Annotated in this window: 20 protein-coding genes; 8 read left to right on the plus strand and 12 right to left on the minus strand. The window is 67.4% G+C overall.

The genetic code is table 11. From position 1 onward, the window contains the following. Positions 1–14: 14 nt before the first annotated feature. Genes RCO27_RS09880 through RCO27_RS09890 form a run of 3 tightly spaced genes read left to right on the plus strand, consistent with a single transcriptional unit; the run spans position 15 to position 3,367 of the window. On the plus strand, positions 15–1,748 hold the full coding sequence (locus RCO27_RS09880; RefSeq protein WP_309002508.1) for a thiamine pyrophosphate-requiring protein: 1,734 nt from the start codon (positions 15–17) through the stop codon (positions 1,746–1,748). Positions 1,749–1,770: 22 nt separating this feature from the next. Beyond that, a complete protein-coding gene (locus RCO27_RS09885) occupies positions 1,771–3,027 on the plus strand; it encodes an MFS transporter (protein WP_309002509.1) in 1,257 nt (418 codons plus the stop codon). Positions 3,028–3,049: 22 nt separating this feature from the next. Beyond that, a complete protein-coding gene (locus RCO27_RS09890; RefSeq protein ID WP_309002510.1) occupies positions 3,050–3,367 on the plus strand; it encodes a 2Fe-2S iron-sulfur cluster-binding protein in 318 nt (105 codons plus the stop codon). Between the two features lie 375 nt (positions 3,368–3,742). Here the strand turns inward: RCO27_RS09890 and RCO27_RS09895 are convergent, their stop codons facing one another. From RCO27_RS09895 to RCO27_RS09910, 4 genes are all read right to left on the minus strand, one after another. Beyond that, positions 3,743–6,640: a TonB-dependent receptor domain-containing protein gene (locus RCO27_RS09895; RefSeq protein WP_309002511.1), complete on the minus strand. Its 2,898-nt coding sequence runs from the start codon at positions 6,638–6,640 to the stop codon at positions 3,743–3,745. 457 nt (positions 6,641–7,097) lie between these two features. Next, the gene (gene leuD, locus RCO27_RS09900; protein WP_309002512.1) at positions 7,098–7,721 is read right to left on the minus strand and encodes a 3-isopropylmalate dehydratase small subunit; all 624 of its coding nucleotides are present in this window, start codon (positions 7,719–7,721) and stop codon (positions 7,098–7,100) included. Continuing rightward, positions 7,721–9,124, minus strand: coding sequence for a 3-isopropylmalate dehydratase large subunit (locus RCO27_RS09905; RefSeq protein ID WP_309002513.1), 1,404 nt, complete (start codon positions 9,122–9,124; stop codon positions 7,721–7,723). Before RCO27_RS09905 ends, leuD begins: the two co-directional genes overlap by 1 nt. After that, positions 9,121–10,257 carry a CoA transferase gene (locus tag RCO27_RS09910; RefSeq protein WP_309002514.1) on the minus strand — a complete coding sequence of 379 codons (1,137 nt, stop codon included), beginning with the start codon at positions 10,255–10,257 and terminating at the stop codon, positions 9,121–9,123. Before RCO27_RS09910 ends, RCO27_RS09905 begins: the two co-directional genes overlap by 4 nt. A gap of 107 nt (positions 10,258–10,364) precedes the next feature. Between RCO27_RS09910 and RCO27_RS09915 the strand changes: the two genes are divergently transcribed. From RCO27_RS09915 to RCO27_RS09930, 4 genes are read left to right on the plus strand one after another with little or no spacing between them, the layout of a single operon-like run. Continuing rightward, a complete protein-coding gene (locus RCO27_RS09915; RefSeq protein ID WP_309002515.1) occupies positions 10,365–11,318 on the plus strand; it encodes a hydroxymethylglutaryl-CoA lyase in 954 nt (317 codons plus the stop codon). Then, a complete protein-coding gene (locus RCO27_RS09920; RefSeq protein WP_309002516.1) occupies positions 11,318–11,995 on the plus strand; it encodes an isochorismatase family protein in 678 nt (225 codons plus the stop codon). The genes RCO27_RS09915 and RCO27_RS09920 overlap by 1 nt, the downstream gene beginning before the upstream one ends. After that, entirely contained in the window at positions 11,995–12,921 is a 927-nt protein-coding gene (locus RCO27_RS09925) for a polysaccharide deacetylase family protein (RefSeq protein ID WP_309002517.1), read from the plus strand. The genes RCO27_RS09920 and RCO27_RS09925 overlap by 1 nt, the downstream gene beginning before the upstream one ends. Next, complete coding sequence (locus tag RCO27_RS09930) at positions 12,918–13,844, plus strand: polysaccharide deacetylase family protein (protein ID WP_309002518.1); 927 nt, start codon at positions 12,918–12,920, stop codon at positions 13,842–13,844. The genes RCO27_RS09925 and RCO27_RS09930 overlap by 4 nt, the downstream gene beginning before the upstream one ends. 94 nt (positions 13,845–13,938) lie before the next feature. Here the strand turns inward: RCO27_RS09930 and RCO27_RS09935 are convergent, their stop codons facing one another. From RCO27_RS09935 to RCO27_RS09950, 4 genes are all read right to left on the minus strand, one after another. Then, on the minus strand, positions 13,939–14,253 hold the full coding sequence (locus tag RCO27_RS09935; protein WP_309002519.1) for a hypothetical protein: 315 nt from the start codon (positions 14,251–14,253) through the stop codon (positions 13,939–13,941). Beyond that, positions 14,250–15,374 (minus strand): class I SAM-dependent methyltransferase, encoded by a 1,125-nt coding sequence (locus RCO27_RS09940; RefSeq protein WP_309002520.1) that lies wholly within the window; start codon positions 15,372–15,374, stop codon positions 14,250–14,252. The genes RCO27_RS09935 and RCO27_RS09940 overlap by 4 nt, the downstream gene beginning before the upstream one ends. 86 nt (positions 15,375–15,460) lie before the next feature. Then, positions 15,461–16,393, minus strand: a complete 933-nt coding sequence (locus RCO27_RS09945; protein ID WP_309002521.1) for a hypothetical protein — start codon at positions 16,391–16,393, stop codon at positions 15,461–15,463. 82 nt (positions 16,394–16,475) lie between these two features. Next, the gene (locus RCO27_RS09950; protein WP_309002522.1) at positions 16,476–17,252 is read right to left on the minus strand and encodes a GntR family transcriptional regulator; all 777 of its coding nucleotides are present in this window, start codon (positions 17,250–17,252) and stop codon (positions 16,476–16,478) included. 99 nt (positions 17,253–17,351) lie between these two features. On the opposite strand from RCO27_RS09950, the gene RCO27_RS09955 reads away from it, so the two are divergent. Then, on the plus strand, positions 17,352–17,759 hold the full coding sequence (locus tag RCO27_RS09955; RefSeq protein ID WP_309002523.1) for a heme-binding protein: 408 nt from the start codon (positions 17,352–17,354) through the stop codon (positions 17,757–17,759). A gap of 8 nt (positions 17,760–17,767) precedes the next feature. Here the strand turns inward: RCO27_RS09955 and RCO27_RS09960 are convergent, their stop codons facing one another. The 4 genes from RCO27_RS09960 to RCO27_RS09975 form a co-directional block, all read right to left on the minus strand. After that, positions 17,768–18,619, minus strand: a complete 852-nt coding sequence (locus RCO27_RS09960) for an SDR family NAD(P)-dependent oxidoreductase (RefSeq protein ID WP_309002524.1) — start codon at positions 18,617–18,619, stop codon at positions 17,768–17,770. A gap of 17 nt (positions 18,620–18,636) precedes the next feature. Next, positions 18,637–20,616 (minus strand): FAD-dependent oxidoreductase, encoded by a 1,980-nt coding sequence (locus tag RCO27_RS09965; protein ID WP_309002525.1) that lies wholly within the window; start codon positions 20,614–20,616, stop codon positions 18,637–18,639. A gap of 2 nt (positions 20,617–20,618) precedes the next feature. Then, the gene (locus tag RCO27_RS09970) at positions 20,619–20,915 is read right to left on the minus strand and encodes a hypothetical protein (protein WP_309002526.1); all 297 of its coding nucleotides are present in this window, start codon (positions 20,913–20,915) and stop codon (positions 20,619–20,621) included. Between the two features lie 67 nt (positions 20,916–20,982). Further along, positions 20,983–23,316: a TonB-dependent receptor domain-containing protein gene (locus RCO27_RS09975; RefSeq protein ID WP_309002527.1), complete on the minus strand. Its 2,334-nt coding sequence runs from the start codon at positions 23,314–23,316 to the stop codon at positions 20,983–20,985. Positions 23,317–23,342: the final 26 nt, after the last annotated feature.

The raw sequence follows: 23,342 nt of genomic DNA on the forward strand, positions 1-23,342 counted from the left end.
GAATGAGGATTCCGATGGCCCAGACTGCCGCGACCGCCGCCTCCCGGAACGCCCCGGCGACCGCCGAATCCGTCGCCGAGGCCTTCCTCGTGCAGATGAAGCAGAAGGGCATCGACTGTCTCTTCATCAACAGCGGCACCGATTCGGCGCCGATGGCGGAGGCCTATGCCCGCCAGCACCTCTCCGGCCTCGATTTCCCGCAGCCGGTGATCGGCACGCACGAGAATCTCGTCGTCGGCATGGCGCACGGCCATACGATGGTGACCGGCAAGCCGCAGGCGGTGATGGTCCATGTCAGCGTCGGCGCGGCCAATGCGGTGTGCGGCGTCATGAACGCGAAGCGGGACGAGGTGCCGATGCTGTTCATCGCCGGCCGCACCCCGCTCTACGAGAAGGGCCCGCTCGGCGCCCGTTCCGGCGCGATCCACTGGGCGCAGGAGATGTATGATCAGGGCGGCATGCTGCGCGAGCTGGTCAAGTGGGACTATGAGCTGCGCGGCGGCATCAATGCGGACGAGGTGCTCGACCGCGCGCTGGCGATCACCCAGGCGCCGCCGGCTGGCCCCGTCTATCTCACCCTGCCGCGCGAGGTGCTGGCCGAGCGCACCCTGCCGATGCCGGTCGACTCCGCCCCGGTCACCGTGCCGCTGCCGCCCGCGCCCGATCCGGCCGGCGTTGGCGCGCTGGCGGAGATGATCGCGGCCGCGCGCTGCCCGGTCCTCGTCACTTCGGCCAGCGGCCGCGATCCCGCTACCGTGCCGCCGCTCGAAGCCTTCTGCGAGCGCTTCGGGATCGGCATCGTCGAGGCGAAGTCGCGCTACGTCTGCGCACGCGCCGACCATCCCTGTCATCTCGGCCAGAACGTCCATCCGGTGCTGGGCGAGGCGGACCTCCTGATCTGCCTCGAAAGCGAAGTGCCCTGGCTGCCGGGCACGCGCGAGCCGGAGCCGGGCACGCGGATCGTCCATGTCGGCGTCGATCCCCTGTTCCAGGATTATCCGGTCCGCAGCTTCCGCAGCGACCTTTCGATCACTGCCTCCGCCGCCAGGCTGCTGCCTCCGCTCACCGAAGCCGTGACCCGCGTCGACACCACAGATGGCGCAGCGCGTCGCAAGGCGGCGGTGTCGGCCCTTGCCGCGGCGCGGCGGGCGCGGCGCGAGAAGCGCCTGGCGCCCCTGCTCGAAGCACCGCGCATGACCAAGGACTGGCTCAACCATTGCCTCAACGAGGCACTCGACGACCAGGTGATCCTCATTAACGAATATTGGGTCGACCGCGAGATCTACGACGCGCACCGTGCCGGCGGCTTCTTCATGCACTCGCCCGCCGCCGGGCTCGGCTGGGGCCTCCCCGCCGCGGTCGGCGCGGCGCTGGCGGCGCCCGACCGGGCGGTGGTCGCGGCGATGGGCGACGGCGCCTATCTCTTCTGCAATCCCGCCGCCTGCCACCAGGCCTCGGCGATGCACGACGCGCCGATCCTCACCATCATCTGCAACAACGCCCGCTGGGGCGCGGTCCAGCAGTCGACGATCGGCGTCTATCCGGACGGCCATGCGGCCCACGGTCCGAAGCCGGCGCCGCTCAGCGACCTGCGCCCGGTCCCGGACTTCGAGAAATATGTCGAAGCCTCGGGCGGCCATGGCGAGCGGGTCACCAACCCCGTCGAATTGCCGGACGCGATCCGGCGCGGCCTCGACATCGTCCGCCGCGAACGCCGGCAGGTGCTCCTCAACGTGATCTGCGAATGACCGGGACCGCGGGAGACGGCTCATGCTGAAGTTCGACGCCGCCTTCCGCTCGGAATTCCGCGACAACCGGGTGCCGCTCGCGCTCGCGACGATCTGCATGATCTTCGCCTTCTCGGCGCCGTCCTTCTCGCTGCCCTTCCTGTTCCCGGAAGTGATCAAGGAGTTCGGCTGGACCCGCGAGCAGGCGACGTTGCTCGCTTCCGCCAAGTACGCGACCGGCGCGGTCGCCGCGATCGTCATCGGCCGGTTCATCGACAGCATCGGCCCGATGGTCGCGCTCGCCATCGCCTCGGCGGTGGGCGGCGTCGCGATGGTCGGCTTTCTCTGGGTGAGCTCGCTGACCGGCTATTACGTGCTCGGCATGATGCTCGGCGTCGCCGGCCCGGGCACGATCATCGCGGTCAAGGTGCTGGTCTCGCAGCGCTTCCACCGGACGCAGGGCACCGCCATGGGCGTCGCCTTGCTCGGCGCCAGCGTCGGCTCGATGCTGGTGCCGGTGATCATCGCCGCATTGATCGCCGGGTTCGGCTGGCGCGGCGGCTTCGCTTTGCTCTCGCTCGGCGTCTGGCTGATCGCGCTGCCCGCTCTGGTCCTCGCCGCCTTCGTCCTCAGGAAATCGAACGCGTCGGCGCCGGCCGCGCCCGCCGTCGCCGATCTGCCGCCCGGAACGCTGAAGGCGGTGATGAAGCGGCCGGTGTTCTGGATCTTCGCGCTCGCCGTCTTCCTCGGCGGGATGGTCGATCAGGCCTTCATCCAGCATCAGGTGCTGATCTTCAACGATCTGTCGCTGTCGCGCGAGGTGGTCGCGCTCGGCATCAGTGCGATGGGGGTGATCGGCTTCTTCGCCCGCGTGCTGGTCGGCACCCTGTTCGACCGCACCTCGACCAGGGGCGCGGCGGCGATGTACGTGCTGCTCGGCTTCGGCAGCCTGCTCGCCATCATCCTCGGCCACCCGCTCGTCTTCGCGCTGTTCATCGTCGCGCGCGCCGTCGCCCATTCCGGCATGCTGCTCGAGACCACGGTCATCACCAAGCACGTGTTCGGCACCGAGCGGCTCGGCACCCTGCTCGGCATCTACACCGCCTTCGTCACGATGGGCTTCGCGACTGGCCCCTGGCTGATGGGCCGCCTGTTCGACATGTCCGGCAGCTACACGCCGGCCTTCCTCATCTTCTTCGGCCTGGCGATCGTCGCGGCGTTCCTGATGAGCCTGATCGAGCCGACCTACTGGCGCGCGCTGAAGGCCGCCGACGCGGCCCGCCCGGCCACCGCCTCATGAGCCGCCAGAACGGACCGATTTCATGCCCACCATCCACGTGACCACCCGCGAAGGGGAGCAGCGCGCCGTCGAGGCCAGGACCGGTCATTCAGTGATGGAGACGCTGCGCGACGGCGGCGTCGACGAGATCCTCGCCTTGTGCGGCGGCTGCTGCTCCTGCGCCACCTGTCATGTCCATGTCGGCGCCGAGTGGATCGACCGCGTCGGCCCGCCGGGCGCCGACGAGGACGACCTGCTCGACACGTCGGATTACCGGACCGCGACGAGCCGTCTTGCCTGCCAGATCCACATGGACGACGCGCTCGACGGCCTCGCCGTCACGATTGCGCCGGAGAGCTGAGCCGCGAAGTTCGGGGATTCCACGAAAAAACCGGAAAATCCCGGCCCCTTTCCGACCGAAAATCCCGGAATTCCGCCGATTCGGCCGGTTCGGGGTGGTTCGGGCCTAGAGCAGGGCTTGTCCAGTCGACGCCGTGGCGCGGAACCTCGACGCCACCTCGCGACCGGAACGGTCATATGCACCTTGCAAAGAGCCAAAAGGCTTCTGCCTTCAAGGGCTTGGCATAACATATCGCCAGTGCTGTAGGAAAATGGCCGCACGCTTCCTGATCGTGCCCGTACCCTGACCGACCCCGCTCCTGCCGGTGGCCCCACGCAAAGCGGGCCGCCAAGCCGGGAAGGCGTGGCGGCCCGAGTTGGCAGGCTCAGGGAACGATCAGAACTGGAAGCGCGCGCCCATGCGGAAGGTGCGCCCCGCCTTGTCGTAGAGGCCGACCAGGGCGGTGTAGGGGAAGGGCGGCTGTTCGTTGAACAGATTGTCGACCACGCCGTAGACCTCGACATTGTCGTTGACGCGATAGTTGAGCGCGACGTTGGTGTAGAAGCGCCCGGATACCGTATTGTCGCCGATCGAGATCGGCGAGGCCGGATTATAGTCTGGATCGTCGGGGCCGACGAGGCCGGCATCGATCAGGCCGCCGTCGACGTAGCGGCCCTGGATCGTCGCGGTCCAGTTGGCGATCCGGTAGCTGAGGCTGGCATTGAGGGTCCAGTGCGGCGCGTTGGTCGCGCCGGTGTTGAAGCCGCTGTTCGCGCCGCCGACCTGGCCGGCCCGGTCGATCACGCTGCCCACGGTCTGGAGCACGCCCGCGGCGTTGTAGGTCCGCGGGACGCCGAGGCCGTCGTCGAAGATCAGGTCGTCGGTATAGGTGCCGAACAGGCGGGCGTTCATCGTCCCGGCGCCGAGATTGAAGCGGTAGGAGGCCTCGAAATCGACGCCGCGGGCGCGGAAGCCGGCGATGTTAAGCAGCGGCGCACGCACCTCGTCGACATTGGTGCCGGTCCGATCGACGAAGCCGCAGAAGAAGCCGGGCGCGCCCGCGTTCACCTCATTGGCGCAATTGTCGAGCACCGTCTGCGCATTGTAGGACGAGATCGCACCGTCGATCTTGATGTCCCAATAGTCGACCGAGAGCCTCAGGCCCGGAATGAAGGTCGGGCTGATCACCACGCCGAGCGTCAGCGTATCGGCCTCTTCGGGTCGAAGGTCGGGATTGCCGCCCAGCTGGACCCGGACCTGGCCGCTGGCGCCGGTGAACGGGTTGCGCAGCGTCGCGATCTGGTTGAGCTCGGCGAACAGATCGCTGTTGTTGGGCGCACGGATGTCGCGCGAGCGGGTGGCGCGCAGCGTCAGGAAATCGCTGACCTCCCAGGTCGCGCCGAGCTTCCAGGTCCAGACGCCGCCGCTGGTGCTGTAATCCGCGTAGCGGACCGCGCCGTTGAGATCGAGGCGGCGGGCGAACGGCAGATCGCGCGCAAGCGGCACGACCGCCTCGAAATAGCCTTCGTTGACGGTGTAGGAACCTTCATAGGCCTTGGGGTTGCCGTACTGGAAGGTGTCCGCCTGCGACAGCGGGTCGGAGAGCGCTTCGGAGCGCTCGTTGCGATGCTCGACGCCGGCCGCGATGGAGACCGGCCCGGCCCAGGTCGAGAAAGGCTCGCCCTGGATGTTCGCCGCGGCGACCTGCTGGGTGGAATCGACGGTATAGATGGCCGTCCCGGTCACATAGTCGATCGCCGCCGCGCCGGGCGAACCTTCGCCGAACAGGTTGATCGGCACGCAACCGGCGGCACGCGCAGCGGCATCGCGGCAGACGATATTGCCGCTGCCGTCGCGGATCGCGTCGGCCGCGAAGCGCAGGTTCGGGATGAGCTTCAGGTTCGCCTGGGTCGAGCGGAACTCGTTGCGGCCATAGGCATAATAGGCATCCCATGTCCAACCGCCGCCGAGCGAGCCGGACCCGCCGAGCACCGCGCGCACCGTGGTGTTGAAATTGCGCGTCTCGATCGGGCCGAAATCGCGATACTCGCGGCCGAGCGAGAAGGACGTGATGTTGTTCGCCAGCATGATATCGCGGACATTGGTCGGCAGATAGGCATTGTCGCGCTGGATCACGATTGCGCCCGGTGCCTGATCGCGCGGATAGGCGGTGGTGAAATCGGAGCCGCTGCGCCCGTAATTGACCTCGCCGAACAGGCGGAGCGCGTCGCTGATCTCGTAATTGACGTGGAACAGGCCGGTGGTGCGCTCGACCGGCAGGATGAGATAGTGGCCCGAGCGGATCGAGAAGCCCGGCTCGCCGCCGGTATTGTTGATCGCGGACGTGCCGACCGCGGTGCCGTAGTTGAACGGCTGGGTGGCGCCGCCGGGGCCGAACTGGATGCCGCGCAGGGGCTGGCCCGGCCCGGTGTTCGGACCGATGATGAGGCCGCCACGCGTCATGTTGATTGGTCCGACGCCGCTTGCATAGAAGCGTGACGGCGCGTCGGCCGGACGGACGCCGGAATAGGACACCTGCTCCTGCCGGTCTCGCCCGAACGGCCGCTCGAGATGGCTGTCGACGCCGGCGCTGTTCACATATTCGCCGCCGACGACGAAATGGCCGCGCCCGTCGGCGAAATCGGATCCGTAGGCGAGCGAGGCGCGATACTCCTCATTGTCGCCATAGGTGGTGATGCCGAACGAGAAGTCGCTGCGGAAGCCGTCGAGCCGGGTGTTGAGGATGATGTTCACGACGCCGGCGACCGCGTCCGAGCCCCATTGCGCCGATGCGCCGCCGGTCACGACGTCGATCCGGTCAACGAGAACCGTGGGGATCATGTTGAGATCGACCTGACCCTCGGGCGAGCTCGGCGTGAAGCGGCGCCCATCGACCAGAACGAGGGTGCGCACGTTGCCGAGGCCGCGCAGGTCCGCGAAGTACTGGCCGGCGCCGCGCGAGGATTGCGGATTGGACTGCGGCGAAGTGCTGGCCCGGAAGGCGGGGACTTCGGTCAGGAAGGCGCCGATCTGGGTGGTGCCGCGCAGCTGCAGCTCGTCGGACGACAGCACCGTGGTCGGGGTCGGCGCATCGAAGCCGTCGCGCACGACACGGCTGCCGGTGATGACGATTGCGCCCGAGTCGCTGTCGTCCGCAGCCTGGCTTGTCGCACCTGCCGAATCGTCGGCCGGCGCCGAGGCAGCATCCTGCGATTGCGCGAGGGCCGGCGCAGCAACCGCCGACAAAAGGATCCAGGTGGCAACGCCCTGACAGAGGCTGCGACGGCTCGACATAGTTTCTCCCCTCCGGCCGCGGATGGCGTCTCGTTGATCGGCCCAGCCGCAATCGGCGCGACTGGCGGCCATTCCGCCTATGGCTCCAACACACCGGAAAACATGTCGCCTGTCAACAACAATCAGACGTCTGCTGTTTTTGCCTCATATGACACCCCTGTCATCTGGAGGCAGGAAGCCGTGTTGAAGCCTTTGCGAAAAAAGCGAGATTCGGACGCGCTTTCCTCTGTGAAAACAGTCGATCGGCTTGTCGGCGTGCACACCCAGCAGGATGACCGCGGCCATGGAACCGGCGTGTCTGGCGCGACGAACAGCGTTCCGGGTGGAATATAAGCAGACGTCTCCACATGCATATCGTCATCAGCATGACGGCCGCGCGAGCGAGGGCGCCCCGGCCATTGGCAGGGTCGCAACCGGGACGATAATCGCGGTTCGCGCGCGTCCTTGAGACCCGCGACTATCCTTTGGGATAGGCCCAGCTTCGGGTCTTCCTGTCGACGTCGATGAAGGCGCGGATGTCCCGGATCAGGCGCAGGGTCTGGTCGATCGGATCGGCGCCGGCGAGAAGGGCGTCGCGGGACTCGGGATCGATCTGAAACCTGTGGCTTTCCTGCGCGGGGCCGTCGATTCTCTGGGCGACAAGGTCGACGGTGAGCGTGCGGCCTGGTCCGGCGGCAAGGCCTGCGGCCATCTTCTCGACGAGCGAACCGGGCAGGACCGCGGGCACCACGCCATTTGCGACGCAATTGCCCCGGAAGATCGGGTTGAACGACGGCGCGATGATCGCGCGGAAGCCATATTCGGCGAGCGCCCAGACGGCATGCTCGCGGCTCGAGCCGCAGCCGAAATTGGCGCCGGTGACGAGGATCTGCGCGCCGGCATAAGCCGGGTCGTTGAGGACGAAATCCGGATCGGGATCGCGGCTGCCGATCGCTGCGTAGCGCCAGCCGGAGAACAGGCCGGCGGCCAGGCCCTTCTTGGACACGGTGCGCATCTCGCGCGAGGGGATGATCGCGTCGGTGTCGATATTGTCGCGCAGCAGCGGCGCCGCGACCGCGGTGAGGGTGGTGAACGGCTCCATCAGCGCACGGCCTCACGCGGATCTGCGATGACGCCGGCAACGGCCGAAGCGGCGACGGTTTCCGGCGACGCAATGTGGGTGCGCGTCCCCGGGCCTTGCCGGCTCTCGAAGTTGCGGTTGGTCGAGGAGATCACGCGCTCGTGCGCCCCGAAGCTCTCGCCGCCGGCGAAGAAGCACATCGAGCAGCCGGATTCGCGCCATTCGAAGCCGGCCTCGAGGAAGACCTCGTGCAGCCCTTCGGCTTCCGCCTGGCGCTTCACCCGGGTCGAGCCGGGGACGCAGATCGCCTTCACGCCCGGCGCCACCTTGCGGCCTTCAAGAATCGCGGCGGCACGGCGCAGGTCGGAAAGGCGGCTGTTGGTGCAGGAGCCGATGAAGGCCGCATCGACCGGCAGCCCCGCCAGCTTCGTGCCCGGTGCAAGATCCATATAGGCGAGCGCGCGGGTGCGGCTTTCGATCGAGCCCGGTCCCGGATCGGTCGGGTCCGGCACCGCGCCGTCGATCGGCACGACGAGCTGCGGGCTGGTCCCCCAGCTCACCATCGGCGCGACCCCGGCGGCGTCGAACGCCAATTCGGTGTCGAATGCCGCATCCTCGTCGCTGGAAAGCTCCCGCCACGCCCGGACGGCCGCGCCCCAGCACGCGCCCGACGGGGCGAACGGACGGCCTTCGAGATAGGCGAAAATGGCCTCGTCCGGCGCGATGATCGCGCTGAACGCGCCGAACTCGGTCGCCATGTTGCACAGGGTGAGCCGGCCCTCGATATCGAGCGCCTCCACCGCGCTCCCGGCATATTCGACGACATGGCCCGCCCCGCCGCCAACGCCGAAGCGGCCGAGCAAAGCGAGCGCGAGGTCCTTGGCGGTGACGCCGGACGCCAGCCGCCCGTCGATGCGCACCCGCATCGTCTTCGGCCGGTTGACCCGGAGCGTCGAGGTCGCCAGCGCATGCTCCGCCTCGGTCGAGCCGATGCCCCAGGCGAGCGCGCCGAGCGCGCCCTGCGAGCAGGTGTGGCTGTCCGGACAGATGAGCGTGGTGCCGGGCAGGACGATGCCGAGCTCGGGCGAGATCACATGGACGATGCCCTGGGCCGGATCGTCGAGATCGAACAGCCGGATGCCGGTGATGCGCGCCGCCTCGCGCGTGGCGCGGATGAAATCGGTGCCGGTCGGCATCGTCGTCCGATCGGTGCGGCCAGGGAAGGTGTCGACGATATGGTCCATGACGGCGAAGGCGCGCTCGGGCGCCAGCACCGCACGGCCGCGCTCGATCAAGCTCTTCAGCGCGACCCCGCCGGTCCGCTCGTGGAGCAGGACGCGGTCGATGAGGATCAGGTCGGCGCCGCCCGGCATCTGCTTGATGCGGTGCTGATCCCAGATCTTGTCGAAGATGGTTCGGCTCAAGCGCGCTCCGCCTCTTCCAGCACGTCCGCATCATGCGCACCCGCACGGGGCAGGTCGAGGCGCACGCCCGCCTTCTGCCCGTCGATCTCGATCGGCAGGGTCGGCAACATGGCCGGGGTGCCGTCTTCCAGCGTTACCTCGGCGAGGCCGCCGCCGGTCAGAAGATGTTCGTCCCGGAACAGATCTTCCGGTCTGGTGATCGGCGCGAACGGCAGGCCGATCGCCTCCAGCCGCGCGACCAGTTGCTCACGGGTCATCGTGGCAAACAGGGTCCGCAACGTCGGCAGGATGCGCTCGCGCCGGAGCACCCGGGCATTGTTGGTCGCGAGCTCCGGATCGCGACCCAATTCGCCGAGATCGAGCGCGTCGCAGAAGGCCACCCATTGCGGATCGCTGACCACGCCGACGAACAGTTGCTCGTCCGGCCGCGCGGTCTCGAACACGTCGTAGACCGCCCAGGCGGAGACGCGCGCCGGCATCGGCGCCGCAGCGGTGCCGGTCACCGCCTTCTGCGCCATATGCTGGCCGACGAGGAAAGCGGTGGTCTCGAACAGCGAGCATTTGACATGCCCGCCCTTGCCGGTGCGGTGCCGGCGCTCGAGCGCGGCGAGGATGCCGATCACGCCGAACATGCCGCCGGCGATGTCGATCACCGAGGCGCCGGCACGCAGCGGCCGTCCCGGCGGGCCGGTCATGTAGGCGAGGCCGCCCATCATCTGCGCGACCTCGTCGAGCGCAGTGCGGTCCTCATAGGGGCCGGTCAGGAACCCCTTGGCGCTGCAGTAGATGAGATTGGGGTTGCTGTCCGCGAACGCCTCCGGGCCGAGCCCGATCTTCGCCAGCGCGCCGGGGCGGAAATTCTCGATCATCACGTCGGCCTCGTCGACGAGGCGCCGCGCCGCCGCCTTGCCCTCCGCGCTCTTGAGATCGAGGCAGATGCTGCGCTTGTTGCGGTTGAACATCGGGAAATAGCCGGCGCCCGAGCCGAGCAGGCGGCGGGTGTGGTCGCCGCCGGGCGGCTCGACCTTGACGACGTCCGCGCCGAGATCGCCCAGGATGAGCCCGATGGACGGGCCCATTACCATGTGGGTAAACTCGACGACCTTCAGCCCCGCAAGCGGCAATGGATCCATAGCCCCCGACTCTCCACGTTACGCGCGCCGCCGGCTCATTCTTCACCGGCTCGACAACCTGAGCTGATTTGATATAGATATATGACAATAAAGCAAGCAGAGGTTTGATGCAGACCGATATTCTGGTGAGCGAAGTGGGACCGCGTGACGGCCTGCAGAGCATCAAGACGGTGATGCCCACCGAGGCCAAGAAGGCCTGGATCGCCGCCGAAGCGGCGGCCGGCGTCCGCGAGATCGAGGTCGGCAGCTTCGTGCCCGCCAAGCTCCTGCCGCAGCTCGCCGACACGGCCGAGATCGTCGCCTTCGCCAAGACGATCCCGGGCCTCACCGTCGCGGTGCTGGTGCCAAACCTGAAGGGTGCCGAGGCGGCGCTCGCAGCCGGCGCCGACAAGATCACCCTGCCGCTTTCGGTTTCCGAATCGCACAGTCGTGCGAACCTGCGCCGCAGCCACGACCAGGTGATCGAGGAGGCGCAGGCGATCGCTGCGGCAATCCGCGCGCTGCCGGTGGAGCGGCGCCCGCATTTCGAAGGCAGCCTCTCCACCGTGTTCGGCTGCACGATCGAGGGGGCGATTCCCTTGCGCCAGATCCTGGCCCTCGCCGAGCGGCTGATGGCGGCCGGCTGCGACGAGGTCGGCCTCTCCGACACGACCGGCTATGCCGATCCCAAGGCGGTCCGGGAGATGGTGACGGCAGTGCGCGGCGTGGTCGGTGACAAGGCGCTGACCGGCATCCACCTCCACAACACCCGCGGCCTCGGCCTTGCCAACGTGCTGGCGGCGCTGGAAATGGGCCTCGACATGGTCGACAGCTCGCTGGGCGGCATCGGCGGCTGCCCGTTCGCACCCGGCGCGAGCGGCAATATCGTGACCGAGGATCTGGTGTTCATGCTGCAGGCGATGGACCTCAGGACCGGCATCGACCTCAAGAAGCTGCTCAAGGTCCGCAAGGTCCTCGCCGAAGCGCTGCCGGGTGAGCCGCTCTACGGCTTCACGCCCGATGCCGGCCTGCCGCTCGGCTTCGTTCCCGAACAATCGACCCGAAAGCTGGAGACTGCCTGATGACCCTCGGCACCAAGATGATCCGGGAGGACAAGACGGCGCGCGAGCTGTTCGAGGCGGTGATGGCCAATCCGGCGCGCAACAAGTTCGGCTTCGGCGAGAAGCTCGCCATCGTGAACGTCGACGTCCAGCAGGCCTATACAAGACTCGACCTGTTCAAGACCGCCTATGAAACCGACCCCCGCCAGATCGAGCATATCAACACCATCTCCCGCCTCGCCCGCGCCAAGGGGATGCCGGTCATCTGGTCGCGCGTCGCCTACAAGAACGATGCCGGCGACGCCGGCGTCTGGGGCACGCGCACCGACACGCCCGATTCCCTCCAGAACATCAAATATGGCAGCGCGCGCCACGCCTACGATCCGCGCTGCGAGATCGACGCGAACGACCTCACCTACACCAAGCGCATGCCCTCGGCCTTCTTCGAGACGCCGCTCGCCTCCTATCTGCGCTGGCACAAGGTCGACACCGTGGTGGTGACGGGCGGCAGCACGTCGGGCTGCGTGCGCGCGACCGCGGTGGATTCCCTCTCCTACGGCTTCCGCACGATCGTCCCGATCGAGACCTGCGCCGACAAGCATGAGAGCTACCATTTCGCGAACCTCACCGACCTCCAACTCAAATATGCCGATGTCGAGCCGGTCCAGGCCGTGATCGACTGGCTGGAGGCGCGCTGATGCGGGACGGCAAGACGGATCCGGGCCTCTACGATTTCCGGCCCTATCGCGACCGGGCGAAGATCGAATGGCCAGAGGGCAAGACGGTCGCGGTCTGGGTGTCGCCGAACCTCGAATTCTACGAGATCGATCCGCCCGCCAATCCGCAGCGCAAGAGCTGGCCGAAACCCCATCCGGACGTCGTCGGCTACGGCCACCGCGACTATGCCAACCGCGTCGGCCACTGGCGCCTCGCCGAAGTCATGGAGCGGCACGGCTTCAAGGGCTCGGTCTCCCTCTCCGTCGCGCTCTGCCAGCATCATCCCGACGTGGTGGCGAACGCCAACGATCTCGGCTGGGAGTTCTTCAGCCACGGCATTTACAACACCCGCTACAGCTACGGCATGGACGAGGCGCAGGAGCGCGCGATCATCGAGGATTCGATCCGCACCGTGCGCGAGGCGACCGGCCAGACGATCAGGGGCTGGCTTGCCCCCGCCCTCACCCACACACCGCGCACGCTCGATCTCATCGCCGAATATGGCATGACCTATACGTGCGATCTCTACCATGACGACCAGCCAGGGCCGGTCCATGTCGCGAGCGGGCGGCTGATCTCGATGCCCTACAGCATCGAGGTGAACGACCATTACGGCTTCTTCGTCTACAACATGAGCCCGCGCGAATATGCCGAGACACTGATCCGCCAGTACGAACGACTGGCGGCGGAGGGTGCCGAGTCCGGCACCGTGATGTGCATCCCGCTCCACTCCTATCTGATCGGCCAGCCGCATCGGATCGGCCCGTTCGAGGAGGTGCTGCGGCATATCGCCGCCGACGGGCGCGCCTGGATCACCCGCTCCGGCGACATCGCCGACCATTTCCTCGCGCACGGCTATGACGACGCCGTCGCGGATGCCGCCCGCTACGCAAAGGCCGACGCATGAGCCTCGATCCCGCCTATCTCGACTATCCCAAGCGCCGCGCAGGGATGGATCACGACCTCTATACGGCGTCCAACCTGTTCACCCGTCCGCCGGTCGCCTGGCCGGACGGCAAGAGCGTCGCAGTCGCGATCCTGGTCAATCTAGAATGGTTTCCGATTCTCCCCTCGGACACGCCATTCCGCGCGCCCGGGCACATGCAGACCCCCTATCCCGACTATCGCCATTATACGGCGCGCGAATATGGCACGCGGGTCGGCTCCTATCGGCTGCTCGACGCCTTCGCGAAGGCCGGAGTGAAGGCGACGGTCGCCGCCAATGCCGCGATCGCCGAACGCTATCCCTCGATCATCGCCGACCTCCTCGCCGGCGGACATGAGATCATCGCCCACTCGACCGACATGAACGGCACGATCGCGACCGATCTGCCGGAGGATGAGGAACGCGCGCTGATCCTGAAGGCCCGCGACACGTTCACCCAGGCGATCGGCACGGCGCCCCGCGGCTGGCAGTCGATCGCCCGGTCGCAGAGCTGGAACACGCCGCGGCTGCTGGTCGAGGCGGGTTTCGACTATATGTGCGACTGGGTGAACGACGATCTGCCCTATGTCGCGACGACGAGCGCAGGCACGATCGTCAGCCTGTCCTTCAACCACGAGTTGTCGGACCGGCAGCTGATTGCGGTCCAGCAGCAGTCGATGGACAGCGTCGCGCAGCAGGTCGAGGACGCGTTCGACTGGCTGAAGGATGAGGCGATCCGTTTCGGCGGCCGCATCCTGCCGCTGACGCTGACGCCCTACATCACCGGCCTGCCCTACCGGATGGACGCGTTCGAAGCGCTGCTGGATGGCCTCGCCGCGCGGCCGGAAGCGTGGTTCGCGACGGCGGGGGAGATCGTCGACAGCTGGCAGGGTCAAGCCAGGTAAATCCGTCATTCCAGCGAAAGCTGGAATCTCTTTGCCTTTCCAGAATCAGCAAAGTGAAGTGAGATTCCAGCTTTCGCTGGAATGACGAAGATGTTCAGCCGCCGGCCTGCGCCCTCGGATCGAGCATGATCCGGAGCGCCCGGGTGAGGAGTGCGTCGGTCGCAGCCTGCCGCTCCAGCGCGACCTCGCCGTCGTAGCGGATGTCGCGCAGGTCCTCGACGCTACGGCCGCTCACCTCCGCCACCAATCGCTCCACCCGGTCTATCCGGTCGTTCGCCACGGCGAGTTCGACCAGCACCGCCAGCGTGATGTTCAGCACTTCCTCCGCTTCGCGCGAAGCCAGGCTCTGCGGCCGCGCGCCACGGGCAGTCGCGACCAGGGCGCTCAGCGCCTCCACCTGGGTGGTCATGCGGGCTTCGTCGCGCTGATCGCGTACCAGCGGTTGGCGCCGTGGATCGCCGGCAGATCGTGCTCGACGATCTCGGCCTCCGTGAATCCGGCCGCCGTCATGTCGGCGACGAGATCGGCATTCTGGTAGGTGTTCCAGTGCGCCTCGCCGTTGAAATGCGTGTCCCAGTCGCGCTCGACCTGCTGGACCAGGGTCGGCAGGCCGCGGATCGCGATGTCCTGGTGGATGACGATGCCGCCCGGCCGGACGACCCGGCGCGCCTCGCGCAGCATCGCACGGCGCTTCTCCGCGCCGATCTCGTGCATCAGATTGTGCGAGACGACGAGATCGAAGCTGTCATCCTCGAAGGTTAGGGCCGAAGCGTCCATCTGATGGAAATGGACGCCGACGCCGAGCGACTCCGCCCGGGCATGGGCATAGCGCAACATCCCCGCGCCGATGTCGATCGCATGGACCTCGGCCTCCGGATCATTCGCAGCATAGGCCGCCGAGGCCGCGCCGGCCGAACAGCCGATGTCGAGGATGCGCTTCGGCCGGACGCCGCCGAAATGCTCGTCCAGCAGCCGCAGCACGACGCCTGCCTTGCTGTCGCCCCGCCCGATCCCCTGGCCGAAGGAGAAGACATTGCCGCCGAGCTCATAGAGTGCGCCGGCGACGATGTCGTTGTCGCCCCGGTCCATCGCATAGCCGCCGGGCTGGAGGTGGATGTCGACACCGGCCACCTCGGGCGAGGGATCGTAAGTGGGATCGAGCGCCAGGCTGCCGAGCTTGCCGGGCGTCGCCGCAAGATCGCGCGCCGCCTCCGTCATCCGGTCGAGATCGCGGTAGATCGGCTCGCCGACCGAAACCCAGATCATCTCCTGCGCCGCCCGGTTGGTCGCGCTCCACAGGCGGTAGCTCGGGGACATGAGGAATGCCTGCTGGATCTCGGTCGGCGACTGGGGCTGGCGGCCATGCGCCGCCGCGAAGGCGGGCGCCGCCTCGGTGTCGAACACCGCGACGTTGCGCGGCCGGACATGGCGGTTGAGGAAACGGCGGAGCGCCACCACGGCACCCTGCCGACTCTGCTCCTCGGCGCTGCTCCGCGGCAGCACCGCATGCTGAAGATCGCGCACCTTCATCGCCGGCTCTCCTTACGCTTCTCGCTCGGCACAGGAAAGCAGAGCCACGCACGAAGTGCAACAATTATGTTCTAATACTATAACAATTAGAGCATTTCGACGAGTTCGATGAGCTCCCCGGCCGGCCCCAGCAAAGTGCAGGCATGGCGACCGCCATAGGCCGATTCCGGCCTCGGCCGGGGCGGTATGATCGCCATCGCCGCGAAGGGCGTGAGATCGGCCACCTCGAAGCTCACCATCGCATTGCCGGGCGGCAGATGGCCCGGCGCGCGCGGCCGTGGCCCGGCGATGCGGTCCGGCCCGACCGGATAGCCGTCGAGCTCGATCAGGTTGCCATGCTGCTTCATCCCGATCGCGCTCAGCGAGACGGTCTCATCGGGCCCAAGGCCCTGCGCATCCTGCAGCACCTTCACCTTGCTCTGCCGCACGGGACGCTCGCGCAGCCGGAAATGATCGACATACCAGCGCAGCATCCTATCGAAATCAGGCCCGCCGGCGACGACGATGAAGGTGCGGCCGACGAAGCCGGACGGCCGGGGCAGGATCGACGTCTCCCGGTCGCCGCTCTCCATCGTGAAATAGAGGCATTCGCCGGCCGGCCCGACGACCTGCATGGCGACGATCGACGGCATGAACTGGAGCGGGCGCGGCGCACCGATCACCTCGAACGGCGCCGAGCGGATCTCCTCGGCAAGCCTGGGGACATCGTCGACGATGATCTCGAACGCGTTCCAGCCGAAGGTGGTGAGGGCGCGATAGCCCGGCACCGCCGGCGTCTCGACCAGCCGGACGAACACGTCCGACTCGCCCCGCGGCACCATCGTGCAGAAGCGCGCACCCGCGGCCGCCGGCGTGCCCCAGCTGCGCGCCAGCGAGGGATCGACCCAGCCGCGCTCGATCGTCCGGTAGCCGAGCCATTCGGCATAGCAGCGCTCCGTCGCCCCCAGGTCCGGCGTCGCCGTCGTCGTCGCCAGGATCCTGAGCAGGGCGGGATCGGAGGAAGTCGTCCAGTCACTCATTCGCAGCATGCTCCCGGTGCGGGGTGACGCGAGGCGTACCCGAGATATTGTTCTACTTCTATATCAAATATAGAAAGAACACCTAAAGCAGCTCCGGCCCCACCTTGGAGGAACTGAGATCGAGACGGATCTGGTAGCGATCGGGACGGAACTGGCCGAGAATGTGCTGGACCGGCCGGCCGCTCACGTCGAGCACGGTGCGGCTGACCCGGAGGATCGGCGAACCGATGTCGATGTGCAGGCTCGTCGAAAGCCCCGCGTCGGCCAGGGTGGCCGAGATTGTCTGGGTGGCCGAGCCGATCTGCACCCCCGCCTCCTCGATCAGGGTCAGCATCGGCGTCGACTTGAGCTTGGCGCGGGTCATCTTGGCGCCGACATCCTCAGGGATATAGCTGACGAAATGGGCAAGCGGCTGTCCGTCGAGCCAGCGCACGCGCACCACGCGCAGCACCGTCGCCCCCTCCTCGAGCTCCAGCGCCTCGTCGATCGGCGGGCGCGCCGGCACCTTGCCGACGTCAAGCAGCTTCACCTGCGTCGCCCGGCCGAAATTCAGCAGCGATTCGAGCGCTTTCTCGATATTCCCCTGCAACGGCTTGGCCGGCGAACGGTAGGTGACATGCGTCCCCACCCGCCGCTTGCGTTCGACCAGATGATTCTCGGCCAATTCGTCCAGCGCACGCCGGGCCGTGATGCGCGAGACGCCGAACTGGGCCGACAATTCCTGTTCGGTGGGCAGACGCGATCCGAATGCGCGCTCGCCGCTGGTGATCTCCTCGCGGAGCTGAAGGAAAATCTGATGATAAAGCGGAACGGCCTGCATGCGATCGATGGCCACCGCCTCTTCGTTTCTGTCCGACAAGAACGCGTTCCTCCTGTTGTTCAGCGGCTATATCAAAGAAGCTGAAAAGCGCGCCCCCTTTTCGGTCCTTCGGCCGCGTTAAACTGAAAAGGATCATCGATGACTCAATACAAGCCTGTGCTGACCGCTGAGAATGCCCGGCAGATGCTGGATCGGGCGCTCGAGGCGGCGTGTGATGCGGGCCTCGCGATGTCGATCGCGGTGGTCGACGAGGGCGGCTATCCGCTTGCGTTGCAGCGGATGGACGGGGCCGGGCTGATGACAGCGAAGGTCGCGATGGAGAAGGCGCGAACGGCGGCGCTGATCCGGGCACCCAGCGGACGCCTCGCCGACCGGCTGACGGCCGAGCCGGCGCTGCTGCGGTTGACCGACTATCTGCCGATGGCGGGCGGCTTGCCGGTGACCATGGAGGGGCGTTGTGTGGGCGCCATCGGGGTGTCGGGCGGCACGCCGGCGCAGGACGAGCAGATCGGCGCGACGGGACTGGAAGCGCTGACGGGGTCATAGCCCGCCGCTCAGTGCATTTCTTCGCCGCCGGAGACATTCATCGCCTCGCCGGTGATGTAGCGGGCCTGGCTCGAGCAGAGGAAGGCGCAGGCATTGGCGGTGTCCTCGACCTCGCCGACCCGGCCGAGCGGGATGCGGCCGCGCATCGCGGCGAGATACTCATCCACCGTCTGCCCGCGCGCCCTGGCCATATACTCGTTCTGCCAGGCGCCGAGCCCGGTGGTGACATGGTTCGGGCAGACCGCATTGACGGTGATCTGCTCCGGCCCCAGCTCGATCGCGGCCGAGCGGGTCAGGCCGACCAGCCCGTGCTTCGAGGCGATGTAGGAGGAGGTCAGCGCCGACCCCGATTTGGAGCCGCGGCTGCCGATCGAGACGATCCGGCCGCGCCCCCACCCCTCCTGCACCGGCTGGGTCAGCATCTGACGGACGGCATATTTGGTCGCAAAGAAGGCGCCGCGCAGGTTCACGTTGAGCACCGTGTCCCACATTTCCTGCGTCGCCTCGACGAGCGGCCCGAACAGATAGCCGACGCCGGCATTGTTGACGAGAATGTCGAGCCGGCCGAACTGCTCCACGGCATGGGCGACGAGCGCTGCCACCTGAGCCTCGTCGCGCATATCGGCCTGGAAGGTGCTCACCTCCGGGTGGATCGTCGCGATGTCGTCGGCGATCCCGGCCAGTTCGGCGGAGGCGCCCACACCATGGGCGGGGGCGAGGCTGCCCTCCACCTTGCCGAGATCGTGCAGGACGAGCCGAACCCCGTCCTCGGCGAGCTTGCGCGCGATCGCCTCGCCGAGGCCCTTGCGGCGCCCCGCGCCGGTGACGATCGCCACCTTGCCGTCGAGATCGGGATACATGGGCGGAGCTCCTCTCGTCAGATGTCCATGGCGACGCGATAGCCCTCGGCCGTCGCGCTCAGCGGAATGCGGGGCGCCCGGCAGTCGCCGATCAGCCGCACGTCGAGGCCCGCGGCGCGCAGCGGTGCGGCGAGCGCGTCGTTCGGCACGCGCGGCGTCGCATAGGTGAGGAAGGCGACATCGCGCAGCACCGTCTCATCGCCATTGTAGATATTGGCATAGGCCAGCTCGCCCTCCTCCAGTCGCGAGCCGGCAATCGGCCGGACCGAGGTCAGGATGATCGCACCCTTGCGATAGAGCCGCTGGTAGACGCTCTGCCGCACGACGGTCGATTCGTCGCTCGCCAGCCGCTCGCGCGGAGTCAGGACCGCGACCCGGTCGAAGCGCTCGAGCAGGAATTCGGCGGCGTCATAGGTGAAGGCGCTCTGGTCCTCATCGTAGATGACCGCGGTTCCGGTGTTGTGGCCGCGATGCGCGTCGAACAGACGGACGGCCTCGCGGATGTCCGGCACGAGTCCTTCGTCCAGCCATCCGGCCGGCACGAAATCCGGACGCGACGGCGTAGAACCGGTGGCGAGGATGACGACATCGGGATCGACTGCGCGAATGGCGTCGACACCGGCAGCACTGCCGAGATGGAAGCGCACGCCGTGACGGCGAGCGGCGAGTTGCTGATAATCGTAGATGCTGCTGAGGCCCTCGCCACCGGGCAGGATTGCGTGCAGCCGAGTCATGCCGCCCACCTCCTCTGACGCGCCGAAGACATGGACGTCATGCCCGCGCGCCGCGGCCACCCACGCGGCCTCCACCCCGGCGATCCCCGCACCGACGACGACGACGCGCTTGCGGGTTTCGGCAGGCGCCGGGTGCCAGTCCGCCTCGTCCGGCGCGCCGACGCGCGGGTTGTTGTCGCACAGAAGGCCGCGGCCGGTGGTGATCATGTGCCAGCAGGTGTTGCAGGATACGCAATAGCGGATCTCCGCTTCCCGCCCTTCGCGCGCCTTCACCGGCCAGGCCGGATCGGTCACCAGCGGCCGGGCCAGCATGACCAGATCGGCGAGGCCGTCGCGGACGATCCGCTCGCCCTCGTTGGGATCGGTGATGAGGCCGAGCGCGCCGAGCGGCACGTCCGGCGCGGCGGCGCGGCCGAGGCGGTGGATCGTCTCGACATAGGGCATGCGCGGGCCGCGATTGTCGGGGAGATGGGCGTGAAGCGTCTCCGAATGGCTGCCCCAACAGTAGGTGAGGTAGTCCATCGCACCCTCGCGCCTGAGCAGCGCGGTGATCTGCTCCGCCTGCTCAAGGTCGATCCCGCCGTTCATCCCGTCCTCGGCCGGCAGCTTGGCCCCGATCAGGAAGTCCGCGCCGCACCGTTGGCGAATGCCCTGCATCAGCAGCACCAGCAGCCGCGCACGCCCTGCGAGGTCGCCGCCAAACTCGTCCTCGCGCCGGTTCGAGCGGGTGGAGAGGAACTGGTGGAAGAGGTGACCGTGGCCGGCGGAAATCTCGACGCCGGCGAAGCCGGCCTGCGCCAGCAGCTCGCAGGAGGTGACGAACTCCTCGATCATGCGGTGGATCTCGCCGGTCTCCAGCACCCGCGGCACCGTCCAGCTCAAGTCGTCCGGCAGCGCCGAAGCGCCGCGAGCCTCCAGGTTGCGAAAGCCTGCGCGGAAGCCCCGCCCATTGTCCTGCACCTGGCCGAGCATCAGCCCGCCCTCGCGCGCCACCGCCTCGGCCCAGCGCGGCAGCAGATCGGCGTTGAGGCCTGACAGCACATGCGGCCGGGTTGGCAGCGTCTGCCAGTGGAGCATGCCCATCGGCTCACTGACCAGCATCGCCGCCCCGCCCTTCGCGCGGTTGGCGTAGTAGGCGATCAGCCGGTCGGTGACCCGCCCGCGATCGGCATAGTGGGTCGAGGTCGAGGCGTGGACGATGCGGTTGGAAAGCTCCCGCGTCCCGACACGCACCGGCGAGAAGAGATGCGGATAGGCGGTCACGATCAGCGGGGATCGTGGAAGCGCATCACCCTGCGGATGAAGGCCTGGTTCCAGGCCGAGCGCTCCGCCTCGCCCGCCGCGTCGGGGCGGTAGTTCTCGATGTCGGCGCGGCTGATGCTGCCCTTCGCGTCGAGCAGGCGCTCGATCGTGTCGACCCGTTCGCGCAGGGAGGAGGTCTCCGCCATCAGCTCGAGCAGGAAGGTCATCACCTGGTCGATCGCGGGATCGTCGAAGAAGCGCGGCCTTTTGCCCTTGCTCACCCGCGGGAGCTTCACGCCGCTCTTGCCTGCCTCAGCCATGCCTCACCTTAGTCGAAAGAAAAGCGGGAGGCACGCGGGGCCTCCCGCTTCCGTCGCTCTCCCCGCTTCAGAAGTCGTAGCGCAGGCGCACCATCCAGCTTCCCGGCGCATTCAGATAGGGGTAGATCAGGAAGGAGGTGATGTAGGTGTCGTCGAAGCAGTTGTTGCACTCGACCGCCAGCGACCAACGGTCCGGCGAACGCAGGGTGATGCCGCCGTTGACGATGCTGTGCGCCTTCTGGAAGCCGCGCGGATCGTTGGAGGTCGCGACCCATGTGTCGCTGATATAGTTCCAGTTGACCGCCGGCTGCAGCGTATAGCCGCCGCCGAGCTGCAGCTCGTAATTGACGCCCACCGTCGAGGTAAAGGATGGCGCGCGGGTCGGCTCGGCGATCTCGCCGGTCGGCGTGATGATGCCGGCGTTGCAATTGTTGGCGACGATGCCGGCGAGGCAGCGAGCCTGCTGGTCGAGCGTGATCTGGTTGATGTTGCGGTAGGACGCGTTCTGCAGGCCGACCGACCAGTAGAGGTTGAGTCCGCGCACCGGCCGCGCGGAGATTTCCGCCTCGAGCCCGTAGTTCCTGAGATCGGCGACGTTGCGGGTCAGGTAGGTGATCGTGCCGGTCACCGGATCGAGCCCGCCGCCCGGAAGCTGCGTATCCTGATCGTTGAAGTAGAAGCCGGTCAGGTTCACGCGCAGCCGCCGGTCGAAGAATTCGGAGCGGACGCCGCCCTCGAACGACCAGAGCGTCTCGCGGGTGAAGGCCGCGGCCCCTTCCGGGAAGTAGGCGCGCGAGTTCCAGCCGCCCGACTTGAAGCCGCGCGTCGCCGAGGCGAAGAACATGAGGTCGGGGTTCGCCTGATACTGGATCGCAAAACGCGGCGTCCAGACACGCGACCTCAGCTCCACCGGAATGCCGGCGTCGATCACGTCCTGCGTGTCGAACGGCTGGTTGCGCGGCGCGGCGCGCGGCAACGGGTTCGGATTGGGCGAGAAGGCGATGTCCTTGCGCTCATCCGTGTAGCGGATGCCGGCGGTGAGGGTCAGGCGATCGGTGAGGTGGAAGTCGCCCTGGAAATAGCCCGCGAACGCCTCGGTGTCGTTCGACATCAGGCGGTCGCCGTTGACCGTCGGCTGACCGACCAAGGGAATCGCGATGTTGGCGAAGTTCGTGTCGTTGGTCTCGTTGATATAGTAGAAGCCGGCGACATAGGTCAGGACGTCGTTGAACGCCTCGCCGGTGACCTTGATCTCCTGGCTGAACTGGCGGTGCCGGCTGTCGTTGACCAGCGGCGTCGCGGTGCCGCGATTGCCGCCCAGGAAGTCGACGCCGTCGAACCGCGCGCTCGCGCTGCTGATGCCGCCGAAGCTCTCCGTCATATATTCCTGGCGGAGGTTCCGGTAGCCGGTGATGAAGTTGATCGTCGCCGATCCGGCCTCGACCTCGAGGTTGGAGCTGACCGACCAGCTGTTGGCGGTGTTGCCCAGCGGGATATCGGCAAGGCCCTCCGAGACGAGCCCGGTGCCGAGCGATTGATCGGTCCGGAGCGGCGTGAAGCTGATCCGCCGGCCGGTCTCGGGATCGTAGAAATTGGGCAGGTTGGCGGCCGAACTGGAGACATAGTCGGCCGAGACGTCCCAACGGACGCTGTCCGACAGGAAGGCGCGCACGGCGCCGCGCAGGCCCCAATTTTCCTCGCCGTTCAGCCGCTCGCCGGTGACGAGATTGTCCACATAGCCGTCGGCGCGGATGTAATAGCCCGAGATCTTGGTGAGCAGCCGGTCGGTGACGACGGGCACGTCGACCGAGCCGCGCAGCTGCACGCGGTCGAAGCGGCCGTAGCCGACATCGAGATAGCCGCCGAAATCGTTGCCGGGCTTGCGCATGATGACGTTGATCGCGCCGCCGGTGGTGTTGCGGCCGAACAGGGTCCCCTGCGGCCCGCGCAGCACCTCGATCCGCTCGACGTCGAACAGCGCGAAATTGTTCGCGCCCTGGCGCGAGATGTAGATGTCGTCGACATAGGTGCCGATCGGCGGATCGAAGGTCGAGATCGACTCGGTGTTGGCGAGGCCACGCATCGAATAGGTGTTGGCGGTGCCGAGCGCGGTGTTGTTGTGGCCGATCAGATTGGGGACATAGTTGATCAGATCGAGCGTGTTGTTGATCTGCCTATTGGCGATGTCCTCGTCGGTGAAGGCGCTGACCGCGATCGGCACGTTCTGCAGCCGCTCGGTGCGGCGCTGCGCGGTGATCACGACCTCCTGCATGGACTCGTCGTTGCCCACCTGGTTCTGGGCCGACGCCCCCGCGTCTCCGCCATCCTGGGCGAACGCGTGAGTGGTCGACAGGAGCGAAGCCCCGACGAGCAGCGCGAACTTGTATTTCCGACACGTCATTTCTGCAGCCCCTTCCCCACTCATCC

Origin of the sequence: Sphingosinicella sp. LHD-64, assembly GCF_031157375.1 — a bacterium.
Taxonomy (GTDB): Bacteria; Pseudomonadota; Alphaproteobacteria; order Sphingomonadales; family Sphingomonadaceae; genus Allosphingosinicella.

Excerpts from the sequence above, each read along its gene's own strand:
- RCO27_RS09915 (WP_309002515.1), top strand. The coding sequence starts at position 10,365 with ATGCAGACCGATATTCTGGTGAGCGAAGTGGGACCGCGTGACGGCCTG.
- RCO27_RS09885 (WP_309002509.1), top strand. The coding sequence starts at position 1,771 with ATGCTGAAGTTCGACGCCGCCTTCCGCTCGGAATTCCGCGACAACCGG.
- RCO27_RS09960 (WP_309002524.1), bottom strand. The coding sequence starts at position 18,619 with ATGTATCCCGATCTCGACGGCAAGGTGGCGATCGTCACCGGCGCGGGG.
- RCO27_RS09945 (WP_309002521.1), bottom strand. The coding sequence starts at position 16,393 with ATGAGTGACTGGACGACTTCCTCCGATCCCGCCCTGCTCAGGATCCTG.
- RCO27_RS09890 (WP_309002510.1), top strand. The coding sequence starts at position 3,050 with ATGCCCACCATCCACGTGACCACCCGCGAAGGGGAGCAGCGCGCCGTC.
- RCO27_RS09970 (WP_309002526.1), bottom strand. The coding sequence starts at position 20,915 with ATGGCTGAGGCAGGCAAGAGCGGCGTGAAGCTCCCGCGGGTGAGCAAG.
- RCO27_RS09895 (WP_309002511.1), bottom strand. The coding sequence starts at position 6,640 with ATGTCGAGCCGTCGCAGCCTCTGTCAGGGCGTTGCCACCTGGATCCTT.
- leuD (WP_309002512.1), bottom strand. The coding sequence starts at position 7,721 with ATGGAGCCGTTCACCACCCTCACCGCGGTCGCGGCGCCGCTGCTGCGC.
- RCO27_RS09910 (WP_309002514.1), bottom strand. The coding sequence starts at position 10,257 with ATGGATCCATTGCCGCTTGCGGGGCTGAAGGTCGTCGAGTTTACCCAC.
- RCO27_RS09880 (WP_309002508.1), top strand. The coding sequence starts at position 15 with ATGGCCCAGACTGCCGCGACCGCCGCCTCCCGGAACGCCCCGGCGACC.
- RCO27_RS09920 (WP_309002516.1), top strand. The coding sequence starts at position 11,318 with ATGACCCTCGGCACCAAGATGATCCGGGAGGACAAGACGGCGCGCGAG.
- RCO27_RS09955 (WP_309002523.1), top strand. The coding sequence starts at position 17,352 with ATGACTCAATACAAGCCTGTGCTGACCGCTGAGAATGCCCGGCAGATG.
- RCO27_RS09935 (WP_309002519.1), bottom strand. The coding sequence starts at position 14,253 with ATGACCACCCAGGTGGAGGCGCTGAGCGCCCTGGTCGCGACTGCCCGT.
- RCO27_RS09975 (WP_309002527.1), bottom strand. The coding sequence starts at position 23,316 with ATGACGTGTCGGAAATACAAGTTCGCGCTGCTCGTCGGGGCTTCGCTC.
- RCO27_RS09925 (WP_309002517.1), top strand. The coding sequence starts at position 11,995 with ATGCGGGACGGCAAGACGGATCCGGGCCTCTACGATTTCCGGCCCTAT.
- RCO27_RS09940 (WP_309002520.1), bottom strand. The coding sequence starts at position 15,374 with ATGAAGGTGCGCGATCTTCAGCATGCGGTGCTGCCGCGGAGCAGCGCC.
- RCO27_RS09930 (WP_309002518.1), top strand. The coding sequence starts at position 12,918 with ATGAGCCTCGATCCCGCCTATCTCGACTATCCCAAGCGCCGCGCAGGG.